Source organism: Ideonella paludis, from assembly GCF_018069865.1.
GTDB lineage: Bacteria > Pseudomonadota > Gammaproteobacteria > Burkholderiales > Burkholderiaceae_C > Ideonella > Ideonella paludis.
Map to the genome: position 1 here is coordinate 52,596 of NZ_JAGQDG010000003.1, position 23,936 is coordinate 76,531.

The window sequence follows — 23,936 nt, forward strand, 5'->3', positions numbered from 1 at the left end:
GGCGCAGACTGATCAAGTAGGCCACCAAGAGCGACACCACCACCAACACCAGAAGAGCAAGACCGACCGACAGGCGGCGCTCAAGGTGCTTGAGCATATTTACCTCGATGTGTATTACATACTCCGCCGATACTGCCCACCCACCTCAAACAGCGCCGAGGTGATCTGGCCCATGGAGCAGACGCGCACGGCGTCGACAAGCACCTCAAACACGTTTTGGTTGGCGATCACGGCCTGCTTCAGGCGCTCCAGCATGGCGGGGGCCTGGGCGGCATGGCGGCTGTGGAAGTCGGCCAGGCGCTTGAGCTGGGATTGCTTTTCGTCTTCGGTCGAGCGGGCCAGCTCGATGGGGCCCTGGGCGGCGTCGCCCTTGGGGTTGCGGAAGGTGTTCACACCGATGATGGGGTACTCGCCGGTGTGCTTGAGCATCTCGTAGTGCATGCTCTCTTCCTGGATCTTGCTGCGCTGGTAGCCGGTTTCCATGGCCCCCAGCACGCCGCCGCGCTCGGCAATCTTTTCAAACTCGGCCAGTACGGCTTCTTCGACCAACTCGGTCAGTTCGTCGATGATGAACGCACCCTGGTTGGGGTTTTCGTTTTTGGCCAGGCCCCACTCGCGGTTGATGATCAGCTGGATGGCCATCGCGCGGCGCACGCTGTCTTCGGTGGGCGTGGTGATGGCCTCGTCAAAGGCGTTGGTGTGCAGGCTGTTGCAGTTGTCGTAGATCGCGATCAGGGCCTGCAAGGTGGTGCGAATGTCGTTGAACTGGATCTCCTGCGCGTGCAGGCTGCGGCCTGAGGTCTGGATGTGGTACTTGAGCTTTTGGCTTCGCTCATTCGCACCGTATTTTTCCTTCATGGCCACGGCCCAGATGCGGCGTGCGACGCGGCCCATGACGGTGTACTCCGGGTCCATGCCGTTGCTGAAGAAGTAGCTCAGGTTGGGCGCGAAGTCGTCGATGTGCATGCCGCGGGCCAGGTAGGCCTCGACAAAAGTAAAGCCATTGCTGAGGGTGAAAGCCAACTGGCTGATAGGGTTGGCCCCGGCTTCGGCAATGTGATAGCCCGAGATGGACACCGAGTAGAAATTGCGCACGTCATGGTGCACAAAGTACTCGGCGATGTCGCCCATGACCTTGAGGCTGAACTCGGTCGAGAAGATGCAGGTGTTTTGACCCTGGTCTTCTTTGAGGATGTCGGCCTGGATGGTGCCGCGCACATTGGCCAGCACCCATTCTTTGATCTTGGCCGCTTCGGTGTCGGTGGGCTCGCGGCCGTTGTCGGCCTTGAACTTGTCAAGTTGCTGGTCGATGGCCACATTCATGAACATGGCCAGCATGGTGGGGGCCGGGCCATTGATGGTCATGGAGACCGAGGTGGTGGGGTTGCACAGGTCGAACCCCGAGTACAACACCTTGAGGTCGTCCAACGTAGCGATGCTCACGCCGGAGTTACCCACCTTGCCGTAGATGTCCGGGCGCGGGTCGGGGTCGTTGCCGTAGAGCGTGACCGAGTCAAAGGCGGTGGACAGGCGCTTGGCCGGCATGCCCTCGCTGACGAGCTTGAAGCGGCGGTTGGTGCGGAAGGCATCGCCCTCACCGGCGAACATGCGGGTCGGGTCTTCGCCCTCGCGCTTGAAGGCAAAGGTGCCGGCGGTGTAGGGGTAGCTGCCGGGCACGTTGTCCAGCATCAGCCACTTCAGGATTTCGCCGTGGTCTTCATACTGCGGCAAGGCCACTTTGCGGATGGTGTTGCCCGACAGCGTGGTGTGGGTCAGCTTGGTGCGAATCTCTTTGTCGCGGATCTTCACCACATACTCATCGCCCGCATAGGCCTGCTGCATTTGCGGCCACATGGCCAAGAGCTTTTTGGCGTCGGCGTCCAAGCGGGCTTCGCGTTGCACGGCCAGGTCTTCCACGGCCTCGGCGGCACGGCTGCGCTCGGGCTTGTCCACCTTGAGCATTTGGGCGCTGGCGCGCAACTGTTGCACCTCGCGCGCCAGGCGGGCTTGGGCACGGGCGCGGGCTTTGTAGCCGCGCACGGTGTCGGCGATCTCCGCCAAGTAGCGCACGCGGGCGGGTGGCACGATGGGCGTTTGGTGGGTGCTGTGGCGGGTGTTGACGCGCGGCAGCTTGCCTTCGGTCATCTGGAGGCCCAGCTCGACGAGGCGCGCCTTGAGCGCTTGATAGAGCGCAGTCACGCCGTCATCGTTGAAGCGGCTGGCCATGGTGCCAAACACGGGCATGGCATCGGGCATCACGGTGAAGGCCTCGCGGTTGCGCTGCACCTGCTTGGCCACGTCACGCAGCGCATCGGCTGCGCCCTTGCGGTCGAACTTGTTGATGGCCACAAACTCGGCAAAGTCCAGCATGTCGATTTTTTCGAGCTGGCTGGCGGCACCGAACTCGGGCGTCATCACATACATGGGGATGTGGACCAGCGGCACGATGGCCGCATCGCCTTGGCCAATGCCCGAGGTCTCGACGATGATCAAGTCGAACCCTGCGGCCTTGGTGGCGGCCAGCACATCGGGCAGGGCGGCGGAGATTTCGCTGCCCGTGTCGCGGGTGGCCAAAGAGCGCATGAAGACACGCGGGCCGTTTTGCCACGGCCCTGTGGCGTTCATGCGGATGCGGTCGCCCAGCAAAGCGCCACCACTCTTGCGGCGGCTGGGGTCGATGCTGATGACGGCGATGCGCAGCGCATCGTCTTGGTCGAGGCGGATGCGGCGGATCAGCTCGTCGGTCAGGCTGGACTTGCCCGCACCGCCGGTGCCGGTGATGCCAATGACCGGCGTGCTGCTGCTGGCCGCGGCGGCCTGCACTTGTGCCACCAAGGCGCCATCGGCTTTGCCGTTCTCCAGCGCCGTGATCAGCTGGGCCAAGGCGCGCCAGGCTTCGGGCGTCTGGCCTTGGATGGCGTCGACCGTCTTCGGGGCGTAGGGGGAGAGGTCCTTGTCGGCGCGCATCACCATCTCGCCGATCATTCCTTGCAGGCCCATGCGTTGCCCGTCTTCGGGGCTGTAGATGCGCACGCTATGGCCGGCCAGCATGCTGATCTCCTCGGGCACGATCACACCGCCGCCGCCGCCAAAGACCTGGATGTGCTCGCCGCCTCGGGCCTTGAGCAGCTCGACCATATAGGTGAAGTACTCGTTGTGGCCGCCTTGATAGCTGCTGACCGCAATGCCCTGCACGTCTTCTTGCAGCGCAGCCGTCACCACCTCGTCCACCGAGCGGTTGTGGCCCAGGTGGATGACCTCCGCGCCCATGCCCTGCAGGATGCGCCGCATGATGTTGATGGCCGCGTCATGGCCGTCGAACAGGCTGGCGGCGGTGACAAAGCGCACCTTGTTCGTCGGGCGGTAGTTGGCCAGGGCTTTGAATTCGGCGGAGAGGTCGGTCATGGCACGGCTCGATCAGTCAAAAGGAATGATTGACGTTAACGTAAACGTCAACTCGGAATGATGCCATCAAGCGCTTGGCCTTGCCTGACGCTCTAGGGCTTGGAGCGTGGGTGTTTTCCCCTAAGCCCTCGGAAAAGCCATTTGCGCTGGTAGGCTGTGCGCCCAAGAGCCTTGGGTGGCGCCTGTGTGCGCTACCCCTGAGGAAGAATGCCGCGTTGGGGGCGTGCTGAGCCTGTTGAAGGTGAACGTTTGAGTTTTCTGGCCATCGATATTGGGAACACCCGCCTGAAGTGGGCGCTGTATGACTCGCCCCGCCCTGGGGCGGTGATTCAGGCCCAGGGGGCCGTGTTTCTGGAAACCATTGACGAGTTGGCCGAAAAGGCCTGGAAGCATTTGCCTGCGCCGACCAGCATGTTGGGCTGCGTGGTGGCGGGCGAGGCCGTGCGCCGCCGGGTCGAAGAGCAACTGGAGCTGTGGGATTTGCAGCCGCGCTGGGTGGTGCCTGCGGCCCAAGAGGCGGGCGTCAGCAACGGCTACGACCACCCCATGCGCCTGGGCGCAGACCGTTGGGTGGCGCTGATCGGCGCCCGCGGCCATGTGTTGGCCGGTGGCCCACCGCGCCCGGCCTTGGTGGTGATGATCGGCACCGCGGTGACCGTGGATGCGATAGACCGTGACGGCAAGTTTGTGGGCGGCTTGATCCTACCCGGCCACGGCATCATGCTGCGCGCGCTGGAGAGCGGCACCGCTGGCTTGCGCGTGCCCACCGGCGAGGTGGTGCGTTTTCCGTCCAACACCTCAGACGCCCTGACCAGCGGCGGCACCTATGCCATCACCGGCGCGATTGAGCGCATGGGCCGGCATTTGGCCGAGCTGAGCGGCGGGGAGGTGCCCCGCGTCATCATGACGGGCGGCGCGGGCTGGAAAGTGGCGCCCTACCTGGACATGCCGCACGAACTGATTGAATCACTGATCTTTGACGGGCTGATCCACATCCAGGCCTACCGAGGCCGCTGACCCAGAGGGGGGATGGCGCAGTGCCGCCACCTCGCTGCGCAACTGCGACAGCTCGGCGCTGACCCGGCCGAGTTCCCGGTGCAGGTCTCTCAAGATGTCGTGTTCAATGCGCCGCTCCTCCGTCTCGACCCAGCGGGTGGCGATGGCGGCCGTGACCAAGGTGAGCACGCCATAACCCAGCAGCACCACAAACACCGAGAACACTTTGGCCGTGGGTGTGGTGGGCACCACATCGCCATAGCCCACGGTGGCCGCCGTGGTGAAGGCCAGCCACATGCCTTCGCCAAAGCTGTGAATGCTGGGGTCTATCCACCAGTAGCCCAGGCCACAGCCCGCCAGCACCACCACCGACACCAGTAGCAAATAGGTGACACTGCCGCGGGAGATCAAGTGCTGCACCGACCACACCATGCGCGCCAGGCTGACGAGGGCCACCATCAGGCGCACGCCGAGTGCGACGGCCGAGGTGTTGCTGGGGGGCAGCCCCGCGGCCAGCAACAGCCCGACGATCAAGGCCACGTCGGTCACATTGGTGGCGATGTGCCGCCAGGGGTGTGGGCAGCGCAGGCTGACATGACCCAAGGCACACGCCAAGATCACGGCGGCCACGCCGTAAAGGGCCGTATCGATCCACCCCCAGCGGGCCGGCAACAAGTCGGCATAAAAGGCAGGGATGGTCGCCAGCAGTGCCACCATCACGGGGACCCGCCAGAGCCGTTGCGCCTGCAAGGCGCGCACCTCCCCCGGGCGTGGCGACGACAAACCCCAGCGCTTGGCGCTCTTGGCCGAGTGAGAGGGAGGGGCAGCACGCATGGTTGACATCAGGAGCCGGGGTAAACCACAGTTTGGCACGTGACTGACCAGTACTTTGGGGCTGCCTCTGTCAGTGAGCGGGCGTATGCTTGAAACCCACTTCTTTTGATGGCATGACGAAGGCGCCGCACCGCACTGCTCAGCTCACCGCTCGTTGGCGGTGGTTATCCTTTGGCGTGCGTGCCGAAGACACGGCCACGCAGGTGCGCAAGATTGTGCAAGTCAATGCAGGGGTGTGGCTGCTGATCGGCACCGTGCTGATCTTCAATGCGCTGTTCTGGTTGATTGGCAATGAGGCTTTGATCCAGTCCGGCCTGTGGCAGTGGCCCGTGATGCTGGCTGCCCCCACGGTGTGGTGGCTGAACGCGCGCCGCCATCTGCACGCCGCCCGCTGGCTGATGATTTTGCTGGCCATGGTGGACTGCCTGTTGGCGGTGGCCGGAGGTCAGGGCACCGCGTCCACGGTCCATGTCTACTTTCTGCTGTTTGCCGTGATGACCCCGACCTTGTTTGCCGTCGAGGAATGGCCTGCCACGCTGATTTTGGTGGTGACGAATCTGGGCATGTTCTTGGCGCTGCAGTTTGGCCATTGGCCTGCCCACCCGGCATTTGCGCTGCTGGACGCCCACACCCAAGCCATGATGATTCAGTCGATGGTGGTCTCCTGCGTGCTGATCTTGATCTTGATGACCATGCTCACCGAGATCGCCGCCGCTGATAACGAAAACCGCCTCATCCGTTTGGCAGAAACCGACCCCCTCACAGGCTTGCCCAATCGCCGCCAGTTCCGCCAGGCCCTAGAGGCCGAGGGCAGCCGCATGGCGCGTGAGGGGGGCAGCTTTGTGCTGGGGGTGTTCGACCTGGACCACTTCAAGCGCGTGAACGACGAATGGGGCCACGACGCGGGCGACCAGGCCTTGGTGCACATCGGCCACGTGGTGCAAGGCCAGTTGCGGGCCTACGATTTGGTGGCGCGCACCGGCGGTGAAGAGTTCGTGCTGCTGCTGCCGCACACCGACCTGGCCGAGGCTCGTTTGGTGGTCGAGCGCATTCGCCAGGCCTTGGAGAAGGACCCCTTCACCTATTCCGGGCAGGCGCGCGTGATCACCGTCAGCATCGGCCTGGCCTTGGTGAGCGATGCCGCCACCATGGACCAGCGTCTGCGCCAAGCTGACGAGGCCATGTATCAGGCCAAGCACGAGGGCCGCAACCGCGTCTGCTGCGCGCCCTGATCGCGCTTAGAGGATGTAGCGCGACAGGTCTTCGTTGCGGGCCAATTCGCCCAGGCGCTCGCTCACCGCGGCCGCATCCAGCGTGATGGTTTGGCCCGAGTACTTCGGGGCATCAAAGCTGATCTCTTCGAGCAAGCGCTCCATCACGGTGGACAGCCGCCGCGCGCCGATGTTCTCGGTGCGCTCGTTGACCTCACAGGCAATCTCGGCCAAGCGGCGGATGGCGTCCGGCGCGATCACCAGCGTCACGCCTTCGGTGGCCAGCAGGGCTTGGTACTGCCGGATCAGGTTGGCATGGGTGCTGCTGAGAATGGCTTCAAAGTCATCCACGCTCAGCGCCTGCAGCTCCACGCGAATGGGGAAGCGGCCTTGCAGCTCAGGGATCAGGTCGCTGGGCTTGGCCAGATGGAAGGCGCCTGAAGCGATGAACAGCACATGGTCGGTGCGCACCATGCCGTACTTGGTCTGCACCGTCGTCCCCTCCACCAGCGGCAGCAGGTCGCGCTGCACGCCTTGGCGCGAGACCTCGGCGCTTTGGGTGTTACTGCGCGCGGCGACCTTGTCGATCTCGTCGATGAAGACAATGCCGTTTTGCTCAGCGTTGTGCACCGCCCGGGTCTTGATCTCTTCTTCATTGACCAGCTTGGCGGCTTCTTCGTCGGTCAATTGGCGCAAGGCTTGGTCAATGCGCAGCTTGCGGGTGGTGGTTTTGCCGCTGCCCATTTGGCTGAACAAGCCCTTGAGCTGCTCGGCCATCTCTTCCATGCCCGGCGGCGTCATGATGTCCACATTGGCGCGCGGCTCGGCCAGCTCCAGCTCGATCTCGCGGTCGTTCAAGCTGCCCTCACGCAAGCGCTTGCGCATCACTTGGCGGGCGGTGTTGTCGGCGTCGGCCGCCCCGTGGCGCGGCGGGGGCACCAGGATGTCCAGAACGCGGTCTTCAGCGGCGTCTTCGGCTTTGAGGCGGGCGCGCTTCAAGGCGGCTTCGCGCTCTTGCTTGACCGAGACCTCAATGAGGTCGCGCACGATGGTGTCCACATCCTTGCCCACATAGCCCACCTCGGTGAACTTGGTGGCCTCGACCTTGATGAAGGGCGCATCGGCCAGCTTGGCCAGGCGGCGGGCGATCTCGGTCTTGCCCACGCCCGTCGGGCCAATCATCAAAATGTTCTTGGGGGTGATTTCGGGGCGCAGCTTGTCGTCCACCTGCTGGCGGCGCCAGCGGTTGCGCAAGGCAATCGCCACCGCGCGCTTGGCGGCCTTTTGGCCGACGATATGGCTGTCCAGCTCGGAGACGATCTCCTGCGGTGTCATGCTCATGATTCCAACACCTCGATCGTGTGGGTCTGGTTGGTGTAGATGCACAGCTCGCCCGCAATCTCCAGTGAGCGCTTGACGATGTCCTGGGCCGGCATCTCGGTATGGGCCAGCAAGGCGCGTGCGGCAGCTTGCGCATAGGCGCCGCCCGAGCCGATGGCCACTAGGCCGTGCTCGGGCTCCAGCACATCGCCATTGCCGGTGATGACCAAGGAGTTTTCCAAGTCGGCCACCGCCAGCATGGCTTCCAGATTGCGCAAGACCTTGTCGGTGCGCCAATCGCGGGTCAGCTCAATGGCGGCGCGCACCAAGTGGCCTTGGTGCTTGTCCAGTTTGGCCTCGAAGCGCTCGAACAAGGTGAAGGCATCGGCCGTGGCGCCGGCAAAACCGGCCAGCACCTTGTCGTGGTGCAGGCGGCGAACCTTGCGGGCGCTGGCCTTGATGACGATATGACCCAGCGTGACTTGCCCGTCGCCGCCCAGGGCGACTTGCCAGCCCGTAGGGGTGCGACGACGCACGCTGAGAATAGTGGTGCCGTGATAGGGTTCCATGACGGATCCATCTGGGGCCAAACGGCCCGGGTTCAAGGACAGAGAGTGGCAGCGCAGGGCCGCGCTGCCCAAGTGGCTTTAGTCAGGCGTGGCGCAGTTGGACTTGCGCATGCTCGCCCACACCCATGGCGCTGAACATCAAGGCCACCAAACGGTGCACATCGATGAAGCTGATTTGGCGGCCTTCCGCTCGCTTGGCCACGACCCAGTTCAGCAGGTCGCCCGCCGCCACAAAGTCGACGCGGATCAGCAGCGCGCAGGAAATCCGCACAATCTCTGAGGCGCCCAGCTTGGCGTTGAGGCTTTCCAGGGTGGGGTTGATGTCGCCAGAGAGTTGGCCCACCAGCTCCAGGGTGGTGACGGGCTGCGAGCGGCCCCCTGACTGTTCATCCAGCAAAGTGGTGACGGGCTCGCCCACCAGGGACATGGAGGCCGAGCGGGTGCTGACAGCGCCCGTGGCGCTGCCGCTCAAGCGCGCCACGCACTCGGCCGGCTCCCAGCTCGGCGGCGAGACCTCGTAGGTCACGCAATAGTCGATGGCGACGTCGTCGAACTGGTCGGGCCGGTTGACCAAGCGCATGGCCTCCAAGCGGGCCAGCCAGATGGCGGGGTCGGCGTCACGCACGCCCACCGGGGCGGAGTCTTGCAGGATGGCAAAGAGGTGGTCACCGCCAATCCAGCGCATTTCCACATCCATGCTGGCCCATTGGCGGAACAGGGCGCGCAGGCGCGAGGCGCCATCGGCATCAATCACCTGCAGCACCGACCAATCCAGCACCCAGGGCTTGGGCAATTGCATGGTCTGCGAGCTGAGCTGCACCACGGCCTCGGCATCCAAGGTGTTGGGGCAGACCCAGCCTACGGCCACCGGGCCACCATCGCGCTGACGCGACGCGGTGGAGGTGGTGGCATCAGCCACCAGGCGCGGCAGGGAGAACCACTGCGGCGCCGAGCGTTGGAAGTGCTGGGAGAAATCCAGGGACAGGTTATCGAAGGGATTGTGCTGGCCGGTGGCGCGGAACAGGTCGAACACGGTCAGCCATGTGTCCAAGTGCGTGCGCCGGCTGCCTTTGTGGCTGATCAGGTTGAGCAGCAGTTTCTCGGCATGGGCAAAGTCGGCATTGGCAAAGGCGATGACGGCTTCGTCCAACTCGGGGTCGTGCGCAATGTCGCTGACTTCAAGGTCGTGCAGCGCCCGTTGGGCCAAGAGCAAGCCGCCTGCAGGGGCTTGCGGGGCCTTGGGCGCGGCAGCGACCGGCGCGGACAGAGCGCCCAAGGGGTTGGCCGCAATCGCGTTGGGCTCAGCCGCAGCGGCCGACGGTGCCGAGCCCAGCGTCATGGGCTCGGTGGGCGTGTCAAAGCCGGAGGCCACCAAGCCCATGGGCACGGTGGGCTCGGCATCAATCTGGGCCGTTAAGGTGGGCAAGTTGCTGATCGGTGGACGCACGCCGGGCCGTGGGGCCACGGCTGTGCGTGTCAGCGACGAGGCGCTGCCGACCATCTGCTTTTCGATGGCGTCAATCTTGTCCTTGACGGCCGTGCTGCCGGGCGGCTGGGTGTGCCGGACCTCGGACTCGTCAATGCGCGAGGTGGCGTCCAAGGCCGCCGCTTGCTCGGGGGAGAGGCCTTCTCGGCGGATGCGGCGCAGCATGTCGAGCTCGCGTTTGCGCACGAAGTCGTTACGCCGCTTGCGCTCGATCATGGCCTTGAGTTCGGCCTTCTCGGCCTCGGCCGCCGCGTCGCGCGCTGAGGATTCGCCGCTGAATTTCATCATGTCTCGCGCAGGAGTGGTGGCGCCCCTTCTCTCGTCACTGAGCCAGGTGCTCAGGCAAGGGCATGGGTCATGCAGGGGTCACAGCCCCTGAGTGAAACGCTGAGATCAGTCCCCAAACATTTTTTGCTTCATCTCGCGGCGCTGTTGCGCTTCGAGCGAGAGCGAGGCGGTGGGGCGGGCCAGCAAGCGGCGCAGGCCGATGGGCTCGCCCGTTTCATCGCAGTAGCCATAGTCGCCCGAGTCGATGCTGGCAATGGCTTGTGAGATCTTTTTCAGCAGCTTACGTTCACGGTCGCGGGTGCGCAGCTCCAGCGCGTGCTCTTCCTCAATCGTGGCCCGGTCTGCCGGGTCCGGCACGATGGAGGTGTCTTCGCGCAGATGTTCCGTGGTCTCACCCGCATTGGAGAGCAGGGCGTCCTTTTGCGACTGCAATTCGTGGCGGAAGTACTCCAACTGCTTGTCGTTCATGTACTCCGACTCAGGCATGGCTAACAGCTCTTCCTGGGTCAAATCTTTGCCAGCCTTGGTTTTCCAGGCATTGGCCAACTTGGGGTCCACCTTGGCGGCGGGCTTAACTGCTGTCATGGGTTCCGGATAGGTCTTGGTCTGAGGCTTAGCGGGCGAGAATCGGTCATTGAAACTCGACGTTGAGCCAGTGGGGGCTGCTGCGCGAGCAGGCTCGGCAGCCACAGGGGAAGGTTTGGGGGCCGCCTTGGGCGCAGCCGCGGTTTTGGCTTTGGCAGCCGCAGCAGCCGGGGCTTTGGCTGCAGCAGGTGCTGCAGCCGATGTCTTGCTGGCTGCCGAGGCAGCACTTTTGGCGGGCGTCTTCGCCGCAGCGGCAGGCTTTTTCTCAGCACCTTTTGCCGTGGCGTCAGCTTTAGCCGGGGTCTTGCTCACAGTCCGTCTCCTCACCCAGGTCGCACGTGAAGCGGTGGTTATACCCCCGCACCCCCGGGTGACTGTGGTTAAGACACCACGATGGGCGCGCGGATTGTAGCCACCACGCTGCTGCTGTGGGCGACCAATTTCCCCATCAGCACCAGCTGGGAGCGGACATTCTGCGCACAGACCCTGGCATTTGTCATGCCAAACAACCCTCCAGGCCCTGCAAAAGAATATCTTTGGGCAAATCGATGCCAATAAACACCATCTTGCTCACTTTGGCCTCGCCGGGCGCCCACTTGGGGCCCAAGTCGCTGCCCATGAGCTGGTGCACACCTTGGAAGATGACCTTGCGCTCGGAGCCTTTGAGCCACAACACGCCCTTGTAGCGCAGCATCTTGGGGCCGTAGACCTGCACGATGGCGCCCAGGAAGTCTTCGAGCTTGGTGGGTGAGAGCGCCTTGTCGGTGCGGAAAACAAAGGACTTCACATCGTCATCATGGTGATGGTGGTGCGGGTGGTCGCAGTCTTCGCCATGCTCATGGTCGTGATCATGGTGGTGGTCATGACCGTGGCCTTCGCTGAGGAAGTCAGGGTCGATGTCCAGCTTGGCATTCAAATTGAAGCCACGCAGGTCAAACACGCTGGCAATGGGCACCTCGCCGAAATGAACCTGGTGCTGCGGCGCGCGGGGGTTCATGTGCTTGAGGCGGTGCTTCAGGGCGTCCACGCTGGCGGCGTCCACCAAATCGGTCTTGCTGATGAAGATCTGGTCGGCAAAGCCCACCTGGCGGCGCGCTTCTTGGCGCTCGTCGAGCTGGGTTTGGGCGTGTTTAGCATCCACCAGGGTCAAGATGGAGTCCAGCACATAGCTCTCGGCCACCTCGTCATCCATGAAGAAGGTCTGGGCCACGGGGCCGGGGTCGGCCAGGCCGGTGGTCTCGATCACGACCCGTTCAAAGTCCAGCTCGCCCTTGCGGCGCTTGGCCGCCAACTCGGCCAAAGTGGTGCGCAAGTCTTCGCGGATGGTGCAGCAGACACAGCCGTTGCTCATCTGGATGATCTGCTCTTCGGTCTCGGTGACCAAGATGTCGGTGTCGATGTTCTCTTCGCCGAATTCGTTCTCGATGACCGCGATCTTTTGCCCGTGGCTCTCCGAGAGCACGCGCTTGAGCAGTGTGGTTTTGCCGGAGCCCAAAAAGCCGGTGAGGATGGTGGCTGGAATCAGGGACATGGTGAGTTCTCTAGAAGAATCAGGAAGGCCGAGGGCGGCGTGGGCGGCGCCCTTGCCGGGTGGCCAAGGGCGTGATTGTCAAGCAGATGGAGTATTCTTGCTGGAACTCAACTCCCGGCACCCGTTTGTGTCCGAACCTCAGTCTTCTAGGCCGCCACGAGGCGGCCACGGCCCGCAGCACCGCCACGGTGAGGCGGCCCACGGCGATAAACGCAGCTTGTTCGAGCGCTTGGTGGAGTTCATTTCACCCGGGCCAGACTCCAAAGATGAGCTGATTGAGACGCTGGCTGAAGCCGAACAGCGCGATTTGATCGAGCCGCAAAGCCGAGCCATGTTGGAAGGCGTGCTGCGCATGGCCGACATGGTGGCCGGTGACGTCATGGTGGCCGCGCCGCGCATGGATGTGCTGGACATTGACGCCCCGTATGAAGAACTGCTGGCCACCGTCATTGAGACCGGCCATTCGCGGTTTCCAGTCACCGAGGACGGTCGCGACAACATCATTGGCATCTTGATGGCCAAGGACTTGCTCAAGCTGCAGCGGGCGCCTGAGCTGAACCTGCGCACCTTGCTGCGCCCGGCGGTGTTTGTGCCCGAGTCCAAAGGCTTGAACGAGTTGCTGCGGGACTTCCGCTCCAACCGCAACCACCTGGCCATCGTCATCGACGAGTTCGGCACCACGGCTGGCTTGATCACCATTGAGGATGTGCTCGAAGAAATCGTCGGCGAGATTGAAGACGAGTTCGACGATGCCGATGCGGAGAGTGGCATCTACACCTTGGCCGATGGCAGCCACCGCGTGGCTGGTGACGCCGACATCGCGGTGGTGGCCTCGACCTTTGGTGTGGAGTTCTCCAGCGAAGACTTTGACACTATTGGCGGGCTGATTGCCCACCAACTCGGCCATGTGCCGCGCCGCGGTGAGACGGTGGAGTGCGGCGGCTTGGCCTTCACGGTGATGTTGACCCGTGGTGGCGCTGTGCGCTGGTTCCGCGTGCGCCGCTTGGACGCTGGCTCGTCCTCCACTTCATGAGGGCCGCCGTCACCTCGCGCACCTCGTTCTGGGGTGGCGGGCTCGCGCTGTGCCTCGCTGGCGCGGCGCACAATTTGGCCTTTGCGCCATGGGGCTGGTGGGTGCTGCAATGGCCCTTGCTGGCCTTGTTGGCAGAACTGGTGCTACAGGCCTCACCAAAACGCGCGGCGTGGTGGGGCTGGTGTTTTGGCGTGGGCTGGTTGTCGGCGGGCCTGTGGTGGCTGCACATCAGCATGCATGAGTTCGGCGGCATGCCGGCACCGCTGTCCGTCACCGCGGTGGTGTTGCTGGCGGCGGCGCTGTCGCTGTATCTGGCTTTGGCGATGGCGGCGGTGGCGCGCTGGCGCAGTGGCGCGCCCCTGTCGGACGCCTTGCTCTTTGCCGGGGCCTGGCTGGCCGCCGAGTTGGCGCGTGCCCAGTGGTTCACCGGTTTTCCCTGGATTGCCTCGGGCTATGTGCACACCGACGGCCCGCTGGCCGGCTGGGCGCCTTGGGTCGGGGTCTATGGCATGGGGGCGCTGGCAGCGCTGAGTGCGGCGTGCTTGGGGCGATTGCTGCGCCACCGCTCGCTTGGGGTGCTCGCGGGGTTGCTCTTGCCCCTGCTGTTGGCTGCGGTGCCGCGCTGGGCGGGGGTGTCTGAGTTCACCACGTCCGCCGGCGTGTTGAGCGTCAGCCTGCTGCAGCCCAATGTGCCGCAGCACATCAAGTTCGACCCTGATCGTTTGGCGGGCAATATGCAGGCCTTGTCCGAGCAGATGCAGGCCGCGCGGGGGCAGTTGGTGCTGACGCCGGAGTCGGTGTTGTCGGTGCCGCGCGACCTGCTCGACCCCAGCTATTGGGCTGAGCTGACGGCGCCCATTCGCCGCTCAGAGAACCGAGGTGCTTTGATTGGCACGTTCTTGGGCAGTGATGACAGCGGTTGGGTGAACTCCTTGGCGGGCATCTCGCCCGGCTCGGGCGAAGACTATGCCTATGGCAAACGCCACCTCTTACCCTTTGGCGAGTTTGTGCCGCCGGGCTTCCGTTGGTTTGTGGACCTGATGCGCATCCCGCTGGGCGACCAGGCCAGCGGTCAGCAAGAAGCCCCCTTCGCGATTGGCGGCCAGCGCGTGCGCCCCTTGATCTGCTACGAAGACTTGTTTGGTGAAGACTTTGCCCACAGCGTGCTGGGGCCAGACGCCGCCACCCTGTTTGCCAATGCCACCAACCTGGCCTGGTTTGGCCGCCACATGGTGCAAGAGCAGCACCAGCAGTTCTCGCGCATGCGGGCGATAGAGTTCCAGCGGCCCTTCATCCGCGCCACCAACACCGGGGCGACGGGGGTCATCAACCACCGCGGCGAGGTCACCGCCAGCTTGCCGGCTTGGACCACCGGCATCTTGGAGGCCCAGGTCGAAGGGCGGTTGGGGGAGACCCCGTATGCGCGCTGGGTGGCGCGTGCCGGCTTGTGGCCGCTCTGGGCGCTGGCGCTGCTGTGCGTGTTGCCGGCATGGGTGCGGCGCCGACGCGCCCCTTGAGCCGGCCCCCACCGCCTTAGAATCACCCCTCCCTGATCGATGGGGGCTGCACGCCCTGTCGTCCTCTGCCCCACAAGAACCCTGGCCGCACGATGCTCACCTTCCAGCAAATCATTCTGAAGCTCCAAGCCTATTGGGATGCCCAGGGTTGCGCCCTGCTGCAGCCCTATGACATGGAGGTCGGCGCCGGCACCAGCCACACCGCCACCTTCTTGCGGGCCTTGGGCCCCGAGCCCTGGAAGGCCGCCTATGTGCAGCCCAGCCGTCGCCCCAAGGACGGCCGCTATGGCCAAAACCCTAACCGCTTGCAGCACTATTACCAATACCAGGTGGTGCTCAAGCCCGCGCCGGCCAACATCTTGGAGCTGTATCTCGGCTCGCTGGAGGCGCTGGGCTTTGATCTCAAGAAGAACGATGTGCGCTTTGTCGAGGACGACTGGGAGAACCCCACGCTGGGCGCCTGGGGTCTGGGCTGGGAGGTCTGGCTCAACGGCATGGAGGTGACCCAGTTCACCTACTTCCAGCAGGTCGGCGGCATCGACTGCAAGCCCATCACTGGCGAGATCACCTATGGCCTGGAGCGCCTGGCCATGTATCTGCAAGGCGTGGAAAACGTCTACGACCTGGTCTATGCGCCGGGCATCAGCTATGGCGATGTGTTCCTGCAGAACGAGGTGGAGCAATCAACCTACAACTTCGAGCACAGCAATGTCGAGTTCTTGCTGCAGGCCTTTGGCGCGCACGAGGGCAATGCCCAGCACCTGATGAGCCAGCAGTTGGCCCTGCCGGCGTATGAGCAGGTGCTCAAGGCCGCACACACCTTCAACCTCTTGGATGCCCGTGGCGCCATCAGCGTCACCGAGCGGGCGGCCTACATCGGCCGTATCCGCAACCTGGCCCGCGCCGTGGCCCAGAGCTACCTCGACAGCCGCGCGCGGCTGGGCTTCCCCATGGCGCCCAAGGCCTGGGGTGAAGAAGTCATCGCCCAGCTCGCCGCCAAGGCCGCTAAAGCCGAGCAAGCCGCCCAAAAAGACAGCCCCAAAGCGCAGGCCTGAGACCCACCATGAGCACGCAAAACCTCCTCGTTGAACTGTTCGTTGAAGAGCTGCCCCCCAAGGCACTCAAAAAGCTGGGTGAGTCCTTCGCCGCCACGCTGGCCGCCAGCCTGAAGGCCCAAGGCCTGGCGGCGGCCGATGCGGCTGTCACCTCGTTTGCCTCGCCGCGTCGCTTGGGCGTGCATGTGGCGGCTGTCGCCCCCAAGGCTGCGGACAAGGCCCAGCAGATCAAGCTGATGCCCGTGGCCGTGGCCTTGAATGCGGAAGGCCAGGCGACGCCGGCTTTGCTCAAGAAGCTGGCCTCGGTCGGGGCCGATGCCTCCGTGCTGCCTCAACTCAAGCGTTTGCCCGATGGCAAGGCTGAAGCGCTGTTCTTGGACAGCGTCGTGCCCGGCGCCAGCTTGGCCGAGGGCTTGCAAAAGGCCTTGGACGAAGCGCTGGCCAAGCTGCCCATTCCCAAGGTCATGACCTACCAATTGGCCGATGGTTGGAGCGATGTGAAGTTTGTGCGCCCCGCCCACAAGCTCGTGGCGCTGCATGGCGCAGAAGTTGTCCCGCTGCAGGTCTTGGGCCTGCAGGCCGGCCGCAGCACCCTGGGCCATCGCTTTGAGGCGGCGCAGGCCGTGGTGGAGATCAGCCACGCCGACCACTATGCCCAAGCCTTGCGCGAGCAAGGTGCAGTCATTGCGAGCTTTGACGAGCGCCGCGCTGAGATCGTGCGGCAGTTGGCCGCCGCAGCCGCCAAGGAAGGCCTCAAGCCGATTGACGACGAGGCCTTGTTGGATGAAGTCACGGCCTTGGTCGAGCGCCCGAATGTGCTGACCTGCCAGTTCGAGAAGGAATTCTTGGGCGTGCCCCAAGAGTGCCTGATCTTGACCATGAAGGCGAATCAGAAGTACTTCCCGCTGCTGGACAGCCAAGGCAAGTTGACGAATAAGTTCCTCATCGTCAGCAATATTGCGCCGGCCGACGCCAGCGCGGTGATCCAAGGCAATGAGCGCGTGGTGCGCCCGCGCTTGGCCGACGCCAAGTTCTTCTTCGACCAAGACCGTAAGAAGACACTGGAGAGCCGTGTCCCGGGTTTGGCGCGCGTGGTGTATCACGGCAAGCTGGGCACCCAAGGTGATCGCGCCGAGCGCGTGCGCGCCATCGCGCATGAGATCGTCAAGCAGCTGCGCATGGCCACCGTGCCCTACACGGCCGAAGCCAAAGACGAGTTTGATGTGCTGGACAGCAAGGTGCAGCAAGCGGCCTTGTTGGCCAAGACCGACCTGCTGACCGACATGGTGGGCGAGTTCCCTGAGTTGCAAGGCATCATGGGGGGCTACTACGCCCGGCACGAAGGTCTGCGCGACGGCGTGGCCATTGCTATTGAAGACCACTACAAGCCGCGCTTCGCCGGCGACGCGCTGCCGCGCAACCACACCGGCACCGTGCTGGCGCTGGCCGACAAGCTCGAAACTTTGGTCGGCCTGTTTGGCATTGGCCAACTGCCCACCGGCGACAAAGACCCCTTCGCGCTGCGCCGGCATGCCTTGGGCGTGATCCGCATCTTGGTTGAGAAGAACCTGCCGCTGAACCTGCCCGAGTTGCTGAACGGTGCTGTGCCCGCCTTTGGCGAGTTGATCAGCAACCCCGTGGAAGCCTTGAGCAGCTTCATGAGTGACCGCCTGGCCGTCTCCTTGCGCGACCAGGGCTACAGCGCCCAAGAGGTCGAGGCTGTGCTGGCGCTCAAACCCGCGCGTCTGGGCGATGTGCCCAAGCGCTTGGCGGCGGTGCGCAGCTTTGCGGCCTTGCCGGAGGCGGCTTCATTGGCGGCCGCCAACAAGCGCGTCGGCAACATCCTGAAGAAGGTGGAGGGCGAGCTGCCCACCGTGGTCTCTGAGGCACTGCTGAAGGAGCCTGCTGAGGCCGCGCTGCAGGCGGCGCTGGCGCAGGTGGGCCCTGCCGCCGACCGGCTGTTTGAACAGCATGACTATGCCGGCTCGCTGACGGCGCTGGCGGCGCTGAAGGCACCGGTGGATGCCTTCTTTGATGGGGTGATGGTCAATGCGGACGACGCCGCTTTGCGCGCCAACCGCCAAGCCTTGCTGAACCAGTTGCACCAGGCCATGAACCGCGTGGCCGATTTGGCCGCGCTGGCCAGCTGAGCCCAGGCCCTGCGCCATGCAAGCCCCCAAGCTCATCATCATCGGCCGCGACGGCATCCTCAACCGCTTTCGCGAGGACCACGTCAAAGAGCCGTCGGAATGGGAGCCGCTGCCGGGGGCCCTGGAGGCGGTGGCCAAGCTCAACCATGCCGGCTGGCATGTGGTGATTGCCACCAACCAAGGCGGCATTGGCCGCGGCCTGGTGGACATGAGCTCGCTCAATGCGGTGCACGTGCACATGATGAAGCTCTTGGCGGCCAAGGGAGGGCGTATCGATGCGGTGTTCTTCTGCCCCCACCCTGCGCACGAGCACTGCGAGTGCCGCAAGCCCGCACCGGGCTTGATGCACGAGATCGCCAGCCGCTATGGCGTGGACTTGAAGAATGTGCCCATGGTGGGGGACACCCCACGCGATTTAGAGGCCGCCCTGGCCGCTGGCTGCCCACCGCATTTGGTGCGGACGGGCCGTGCCAGCCGGGTTCAGCCCGAAGAAGTGGCCCAATGGCTGGCCGCTGCGCCAGGCGCCTTGGTGCACGATGACTTGATGGCCTTTGCCCATCACCTGTTGGAGCGTGACGCAAACCCGCGCACCGGACATTGATAACAAGAAAGCCATGCAACGACTGCTCTCGGCGCTGCGTTCAGCGCTCTACATTGCCTTTTTAACGGCCACCGTCATTCCTTGGGCCACCGCAGTGGTCTTGGCCTCCGTGGTCTTGAGTGGCACGCGCATCTACTGGATGTGCGCCGGCTGGCTCAAGCTTTCTATTTGGGGCGCGCGCGCTATTTGTGGCGTGCACTATCGCGTTCACGGCATGGAGAACGTGCCCGACGCGGCCCATGCCCGCGATGCGGTGATCTTGGCCTCCAAGCACCAAAGCACCTGGGAGACCTTTGCCTTCCCGGCCTTGATGCCGCATCCGCTGTGCTATGTGTTCAAGCGCGAGTTGCTGTGGATTCCGTTTTTTGGCTGGGCCATGGCCCGCATGGACATGATCCACATCGACCGTAGCAAGCGCTCCGAAGCTTGGAACAAAGTGGCGGAGCAGGGCAAGCGCTACATGGCCGAAGGCAACTGGGTCATCATGTTCCCGGAAGGCACACGGGCAGCGCGGGGCGAGCAAGGCGTCTACAAATCCGGCGCTTCGCGCCTGGCCATTGCGGCGGGCAAACCCATCGTGCCCATTGCGGTGACTTCCGCCGTGTGTTGGCCGCGCAAGAGCTTTTTGCTGAAGCCCGGCACCATCGATGTCTCCATTGGCCGCCCCATCTCCTCAGAAGGCCGTCAAGCGGATGAGTTGATGCGCGAGGTCGAGACCTGGATCGAGGCCGAGATGCGCCGCCTGGACCCCGCCGCCTACTGAAGGCCAGGGTGGGGCCCGCCTAGAATTTCGGCCATGTCTCGGTTTCGGCTGCCCCTTCAACTTTCGCTGTTCGACGCACTGCTGGAGCCAGCAGAAAAACCGACCGCGGCACCAACGCCGCTGTCGCAAGCCCCGGCACAGCCGCCTCGCCCGCCGGCACCGGAGCATCCGCGTCTGACCACGCTGGCCCCGCATGCGCCGGGCACCGTGGACCACCGCCACCCGCAAGCCGACCGCGAGATCCTGCTGGGCGAGTCGCTGGTGGCCTACCAGCTCAAACGCGCACGCCGCAAGTCGGTGGGCTTTGTGGTCAGCGCTGATGGCCTGGTGGTGACTGCGCCGCGCTGGGTGGGGCAAAGCGAGATCGACAAGCTCTTGCGCGAGAAATCGGCTTGGTTGCTGCGCAAATTGGCCGAGCAGCAAGAGCGTCGCAAGCGCCTGGAGTCCTCGCGCATCGAATGGCGCGATGGGGCGACCTTGCCGTTCTTGGGCGAACCCTTGCGCTTGGTGCTGAATGCATCTGGTGCTAGTGCTCACTTGCAGTCAATACCAGACGCCCCAGCGGGTGAGCCACGCCAAGCTCTGCACTTGGCCCTGCCACTCAGTGCTGAGCCCCAACAGATCCGCGATGTCGTCCAAAGCTGGCTGCAGCGTCAGGCCAAACAGGTCTTCGAAGCGCGTTGCCAACACTTTACGATGGCGCTGGGGGTGACCATGAAGCGCCTGAGCCTCAGCTCTGCCCAAACCCGCTGGGGGAGTGCCACGGCCGATGGCGCCATTCGCCTGAACTGGCGCTTGATCCATTTCGGCCTGCCAGTGATCGACTATGTGGTGGCGCATGAGTTGGCCCACCTGCGCGAAATGAACCACAGCCCGGCCTTTTGGGAGGTGGTGCGGTCGGTGGTACCCGACTTCGCCACCGCCCGCGAAAGCCTCGCGAAAGACGTGTTGCCGCCACTGGGCTAGGGCCTGTTAACACTACGGCAAGGGGCGCGAAGCGACGAATTGGGGCGCCCATGTAGGCGCAATGCGCTGCCCGCACTCGTGTGCGGGCGAGCGTTGCAACGACGAGGGGCACCCCAATACGCCGCTTCCCATCGGGTTGTGGCCAAAAAGGGCGCAAGCGGCGTTGCAAATCCTCGCCGGGCGGATAGCCCGGCTGCGGTTTGCGCCTTGCCTGCGCCCTTTTTGACTCACAACGCGTCCCCTTGCCGTAGTGTTAACAGGCCCTGGCTGATCTTATGTCTCTGAATCGAGAGACGGATGCCAACTTTGTTGCGGAAAACGCCCTTGCCCCCTGTCATCCCCCCCCAAAGGGGGATAGTGGATTGACCCCCCCCTGGGCACACTCTCTTCACCGCTGTCACGCAAGGCTAGATGAAGGTCCAGGGAGGACTAAAACGCTTCTGCGGCATCAAAGAGGGAGGAAGCCGGTCAACGCAAGTTGATCGGCTTTCTTATTTCTGCTGCCTCTCACCGGGCTCTGGCGAGCGCGCCTCTGAGGGTCTCCCTGTGGACCGTCCGGCGAACAGATGACGTAGACTGACGTTTACGTCAACGTCAACTGATCGCTGCCACCATGCCCACTGCTTCCCGCCAAGCGCGCCGCGCTGCGGACGCCGACGACTCGGTCGACAGCCGGGGCGAGCCTCGCACCTTCACCATCACCGAGCTGGCCCAAGAGTTCGACATCACGCCCCGCGCGATTCGCTTCTATGAAGATGTGGGGCTGATGGAGCCTGCCCGCTCGGGCCGTAACCGGGTCTACACCCACCGAGATCGCACTCGGCTCAAGCTCACCTTGCGCGGCAAGCGATTGGGGCTGAGTCTGCAAGAGATCAAGCAATTGGTGGACATGTACGAGTCGGGCACCGACACCCGGCCGCAACTGGAGGCCTTCATGCAGGTGCTGGCCAACCACCGCAGCCAGTTGGAGCAGCAGTTGGAGGATATTCAAGTGACGCTGGCCGAGATCGAACAACATGAATTGCGCTGCCGCAGCCTCTTGGCCAAGCGGCCCAAAACCTGAGCCCTATGACCACCCAACTGACCGAACTGTTTGAAAGCAACCGCCAATGGGCGGCGCGCACCGAGGCCCAAGAGCCTGGGTTTTTCAGCAAGCTGCTGGAGCAGCAAACGCCTCAATACCTGTGGATTGGCTGCGCCGACAGCCGCGTGCCCGCCAATGAATTGGTGGGCCTCTTACCGGGTGAGTTATTCGTCCACCGCAATGTGGCCAATGTCGTCGCGCATTCCGACCTCAACGCCTTGTCCGTCATTCAGTTTGCAGTTGACGGCTTGAAGGTGCAGCACATCATCGTGGTGGGCCATTCCAACTGCGGTGGCGTCAAGGCGGCGCTCAACGATATGCGCCTAGGCTTGGTCGACAACTGGCTGCGTCATGTCAAAGATGTTCGCCACCAGCACCAGGCCTTGCTCGAGCAGATTCCCCCCGAGCGCCGGGTCGATGCCTTGTGCGAATTGAACGTGCTGGAGCAAGCGCGCAATGTCTGCACCACCACGGTGGTGCTCGACGCCTGGGCCCGTGGCCAGGAGATCGTGGTGCATGGCTGGGTTTATGGCCTGCACAACGGCTTGTTGGACGACTTGAAGATGACCGCCCGAGCGGCCGAGGACGTGGACGCGGCATACGCGCAAGCGCTTCGCGGCATTCGCCAACGCTATGTGGCTGATTGAACCCCTGTCTCTGTGAATGAAGGAGCTTTCTCATGAGTGATCCCATCGTCATTGTTTCGGCCGCCCGCACCCCCATCGGTGGTCTCTTGGGTGACTTTGCCAACCTGCCGGCCTGGGAGCTGGGCGGGGTGGCCATCAAGGCCGCGGTCGAGCGCGCGGGCGTGCCCGGCGACGCCGTGAACGAAGTGCTGATGGGCAACTGCCTGATGGCTGGGCAGGGCCAAGCGCCGGCACGCCAAGCGGTGCTCAAGGCCGGCTTGCCGCAGTCGGCCGGTGCCGTCACGCTCAGCAAGATGTGTGGCTCGGGCATGCGCGCCATGATGTTTGCCCATGACATGCTGGCCGCAGGCAGCGTGGAGGTGTTGGTCGCCGGCGGCATGGAGAGCATGACCAACGCCCCGCACCTGATGTTCGCCCGCAAAGGCGTGAAGTACGGCGCCACCCAGATGTTCGACCACATGGCCATGGATGGCCTGGAAGACGCCTACGAGCGCGGCAAGGCCATGGGTGTCTTTGCAGAGCAATGCGTGGCGAAGTACGGCTTCACCCGCGAGGCCCAAGACGCTTTCGCTATTGCGTCAACCACCCGTGCCAAGCAGGCCAATGAAGACGGCAGCTTCGACTGGGAAATCGCCCCCGTGACCCTGGCCGGTCGAGGTGGCGAGGTGCAGATCAAGCACGACGAACAGCCCTTCAAGGCCAAGCTCGACAAGATCGCTGGCCTCAAGCCTGCCTTCAAGAAAGACGGCACCATCACCGCCGCCAATGCCTCCAGCATCTCTGATGGCGCTGCGGCGCTGGTGCTGATGCGGGCCTCCACCGCCGCGCGCATGGGCCTCTCACCTGTGGCGCGCATCGTTTCGCACGCCGTGCATGCGCAAGCGCCCGAGTGGTTCTCCACCGCCCCGGCCGGCGCCATCCAAAAGGCCTTGGCCAAGGCCGGCTGGGGGCCTGAGCAGGTCGACCTGTGGGAAGTCAACGAGGCCTTTGCTGCGGTGACCATGGCCGCGATGCACGAGTTCAAGCTGCCGCACGAAATCGTCAACGTCCACGGCGGCGCCTGTGCCCTGGGTCACCCCATTGGCGCCTCGGGTGCGCGCATCGTCGTCACCCTCTTGGGTGCGCTCAAAAAGCAAGGCAAAAAGCGCGGCATGGCCTCGCTGTGCATTGGCGGCGGCGAAGCCACGGCCCTGGCCGTCGAGATGCTCTGACGCACCATGACTCACCCTCAGTCGGTCCTGGTGATTGGCGCCTCGCGCGGCATTGGCTTGGAGCTGGTGCGCCAGTACCGCGCCGCGGGTGCCCAAGTGGTGGCTACCGCGCGCGATGCGGCGGGCTTGGCCCGCCTTAGCGCGCTCGGTGCCAAGGCCTTAACGCTGGACATCGCTGACGCGGTGAGCGCCTCAGGCTTGGCCTGGCAGATCGACGGTGAAGCCTTTGAGGTGGTGGTCATCAACGCCGGCGTCTATGGCCCGCGCCAAGATGCGCTGAGCATTCCCACCCAGGCCGACTTCGACCAGGTCATGCACACCAATGTGCTGGGCCCGATGCGGGTGTTGCCGCAAGTGGCCGAAGCCTTAGCGCCGCAGGCCCGGCTGGCCATCATCTCTTCGCGCATGGGCTCCATGGGCCTGCGCAGCAATGCCTCGGGTTGGCTCTATCGGGCCTCCAAGGCGGCGGTGAACTCAGTGCTCAAAGATGCGTCCTTGGTGTTGCAGGGCAAGGCCCTGTGCGTGGCCTTGCACCCCGGCTGGGTGCGCACCGACATGGGCGGGCCCGAGGCCGACCTCAGCCCTGAAGACAGCGCCACGCAACTGCGGGCGAACATGGCGGGCTTGCAGGCCGAGCACCACGGCTGCCTCTTGGATATTGACGGCCAAGTGCTGCCTTGGTGA

Annotated in this window: 20 protein-coding genes; 13 read left to right on the top strand and 7 right to left on the bottom strand. The window is 64.1% G+C overall.

Features of this window, described 5'->3' with window-relative positions:
* Positions 1 to 114 precede the first annotated feature (114 nt).
* Positions 115 to 3,405 carry a fused isobutyryl-CoA mutase/GTPase IcmF gene (icmF, locus tag KAK11_RS08000; RefSeq protein ID WP_210808089.1) on the bottom strand — a complete coding sequence of 1,097 codons (3,291 nt, stop codon included), beginning with the start codon at positions 3,403 to 3,405 and terminating at the stop codon, positions 115 to 117.
* Positions 3,406 to 3,654: 249 nt separating this feature from the next.
* Between icmF and KAK11_RS08005 the strand changes: the two genes are divergently transcribed.
* Positions 3,655 to 4,422 carry a type III pantothenate kinase gene (locus tag KAK11_RS08005; RefSeq protein ID WP_210808092.1) on the top strand — a complete coding sequence of 256 codons (768 nt, stop codon included), beginning with the start codon at positions 3,655 to 3,657 and terminating at the stop codon, positions 4,420 to 4,422.
* On the opposite strand, the gene KAK11_RS21770 is transcribed toward KAK11_RS08005, so the two are convergent.
* Complete coding sequence (locus KAK11_RS21770; protein WP_246498686.1) at positions 4,372 to 5,235, bottom strand: potassium channel family protein; 864 nt, start codon at positions 5,233 to 5,235, stop codon at positions 4,372 to 4,374. The two genes, KAK11_RS08005 and KAK11_RS21770, sit on opposite strands and share 51 nt — an antisense overlap.
* 113 nt (positions 5,236 to 5,348) lie before the next feature.
* On the opposite strand from KAK11_RS21770, the gene KAK11_RS08015 reads away from it, so the two are divergent.
* Positions 5,349 to 6,467 carry a GGDEF domain-containing protein gene (locus tag KAK11_RS08015; RefSeq protein WP_210808093.1) on the top strand — a complete coding sequence of 373 codons (1,119 nt, stop codon included), beginning with the start codon at positions 5,349 to 5,351 and terminating at the stop codon, positions 6,465 to 6,467.
* 6 nt (positions 6,468 to 6,473) lie between these two features.
* Here KAK11_RS08015 and hslU read toward each other — a convergent pair whose 3' ends face one another.
* The 5 genes from hslU to KAK11_RS08040 form a co-directional block, all read right to left on the bottom strand.
* Entirely contained in the window at positions 6,474 to 7,790 is a 1,317-nt protein-coding gene (gene hslU, locus KAK11_RS08020; protein ID WP_310737782.1) for an ATP-dependent protease ATPase subunit HslU, read from the bottom strand.
* The gene (gene hslV / locus KAK11_RS08025; protein WP_210808095.1) at positions 7,784 to 8,335 is read right to left on the bottom strand and encodes an ATP-dependent protease subunit HslV; all 552 of its coding nucleotides are present in this window, start codon (positions 8,333 to 8,335) and stop codon (positions 7,784 to 7,786) included. Before hslV ends, hslU begins: the two co-directional genes overlap by 7 nt.
* 82 nt (positions 8,336 to 8,417) lie before the next feature.
* Complete coding sequence (locus tag KAK11_RS08030) at positions 8,418 to 10,109, bottom strand: STAS domain-containing protein (protein WP_210808097.1); 1,692 nt, start codon at positions 10,107 to 10,109, stop codon at positions 8,418 to 8,420.
* 105 nt (positions 10,110 to 10,214) lie between these two features.
* Complete coding sequence (gene dksA, locus KAK11_RS08035; RefSeq protein ID WP_310737767.1) at positions 10,215 to 11,006, bottom strand: RNA polymerase-binding protein DksA; 792 nt, start codon at positions 11,004 to 11,006, stop codon at positions 10,215 to 10,217.
* Positions 11,007 to 11,190: 184 nt separating this feature from the next.
* A complete protein-coding gene (locus KAK11_RS08040; RefSeq protein ID WP_210808099.1) occupies positions 11,191 to 12,225 on the bottom strand; it encodes a CobW family GTP-binding protein in 1,035 nt (344 codons plus the stop codon).
* 127 nt (positions 12,226 to 12,352) lie between these two features.
* Between KAK11_RS08040 and KAK11_RS08045 the strand changes: the two genes are divergently transcribed.
* The 11 genes from KAK11_RS08045 to KAK11_RS08095 all read left to right on the top strand — a co-directional run bounded on the left by KAK11_RS08045 (position 12,353) and on the right by KAK11_RS08095 (position 23,936).
* Positions 12,353 to 13,258, top strand: a complete 906-nt coding sequence (locus tag KAK11_RS08045) for a CorC family transporter (protein WP_210808948.1) — start codon at positions 12,353 to 12,355, stop codon at positions 13,256 to 13,258.
* A complete protein-coding gene (gene lnt / locus KAK11_RS08050; RefSeq protein WP_210808101.1) occupies positions 13,255 to 14,775 on the top strand; it encodes an apolipoprotein N-acyltransferase in 1,521 nt (506 codons plus the stop codon). The genes KAK11_RS08045 and lnt overlap by 4 nt, the downstream gene beginning before the upstream one ends.
* Positions 14,776 to 14,867: 92 nt before the next feature.
* Entirely contained in the window at positions 14,868 to 15,830 is a 963-nt protein-coding gene (glyQ, locus tag KAK11_RS08055) for a glycine--tRNA ligase subunit alpha (RefSeq protein WP_210808103.1), read from the top strand.
* An 8-nt stretch (positions 15,831 to 15,838) separates the two neighbouring features.
* Positions 15,839 to 17,980 carry a glycine--tRNA ligase subunit beta gene (glyS, locus tag KAK11_RS08060; RefSeq protein ID WP_210808105.1) on the top strand — a complete coding sequence of 714 codons (2,142 nt, stop codon included), beginning with the start codon at positions 15,839 to 15,841 and terminating at the stop codon, positions 17,978 to 17,980.
* 16 nt (positions 17,981 to 17,996) lie between these two features.
* On the top strand, positions 17,997 to 18,581 hold the full coding sequence (gmhB, locus tag KAK11_RS08065; protein ID WP_210808107.1) for a D-glycero-beta-D-manno-heptose 1,7-bisphosphate 7-phosphatase: 585 nt from the start codon (positions 17,997 to 17,999) through the stop codon (positions 18,579 to 18,581).
* Between the two features lie 13 nt (positions 18,582 to 18,594).
* Positions 18,595 to 19,344, top strand: a complete 750-nt coding sequence (locus KAK11_RS08070) for a lysophospholipid acyltransferase family protein (protein ID WP_210808109.1) — start codon at positions 18,595 to 18,597, stop codon at positions 19,342 to 19,344.
* Between the two features lie 33 nt (positions 19,345 to 19,377).
* Positions 19,378 to 20,310, top strand: a complete 933-nt coding sequence (locus tag KAK11_RS08075) for a M48 family metallopeptidase (RefSeq protein ID WP_210808111.1) — start codon at positions 19,378 to 19,380, stop codon at positions 20,308 to 20,310.
* A 613-nt stretch (positions 20,311 to 20,923) separates the two neighbouring features.
* Positions 20,924 to 21,373 (top strand): MerR family transcriptional regulator, encoded by a 450-nt coding sequence (locus KAK11_RS08080; protein WP_210808113.1) that lies wholly within the window; start codon positions 20,924 to 20,926, stop codon positions 21,371 to 21,373.
* A gap of 5 nt (positions 21,374 to 21,378) precedes the next feature.
* Entirely contained in the window at positions 21,379 to 22,041 is a 663-nt protein-coding gene (can, locus tag KAK11_RS08085) for a carbonate dehydratase (RefSeq protein ID WP_210808115.1), read from the top strand.
* Positions 22,042 to 22,073: 32 nt separating this feature from the next.
* Positions 22,074 to 23,252, top strand: coding sequence for an acetyl-CoA C-acyltransferase (locus KAK11_RS08090; RefSeq protein ID WP_210808117.1), 1,179 nt, complete (start codon positions 22,074 to 22,076; stop codon positions 23,250 to 23,252).
* A 6-nt stretch (positions 23,253 to 23,258) separates the two neighbouring features.
* Complete coding sequence (locus tag KAK11_RS08095; RefSeq protein WP_210808119.1) at positions 23,259 to 23,936, top strand: SDR family oxidoreductase; 678 nt, start codon at positions 23,259 to 23,261, stop codon at positions 23,934 to 23,936.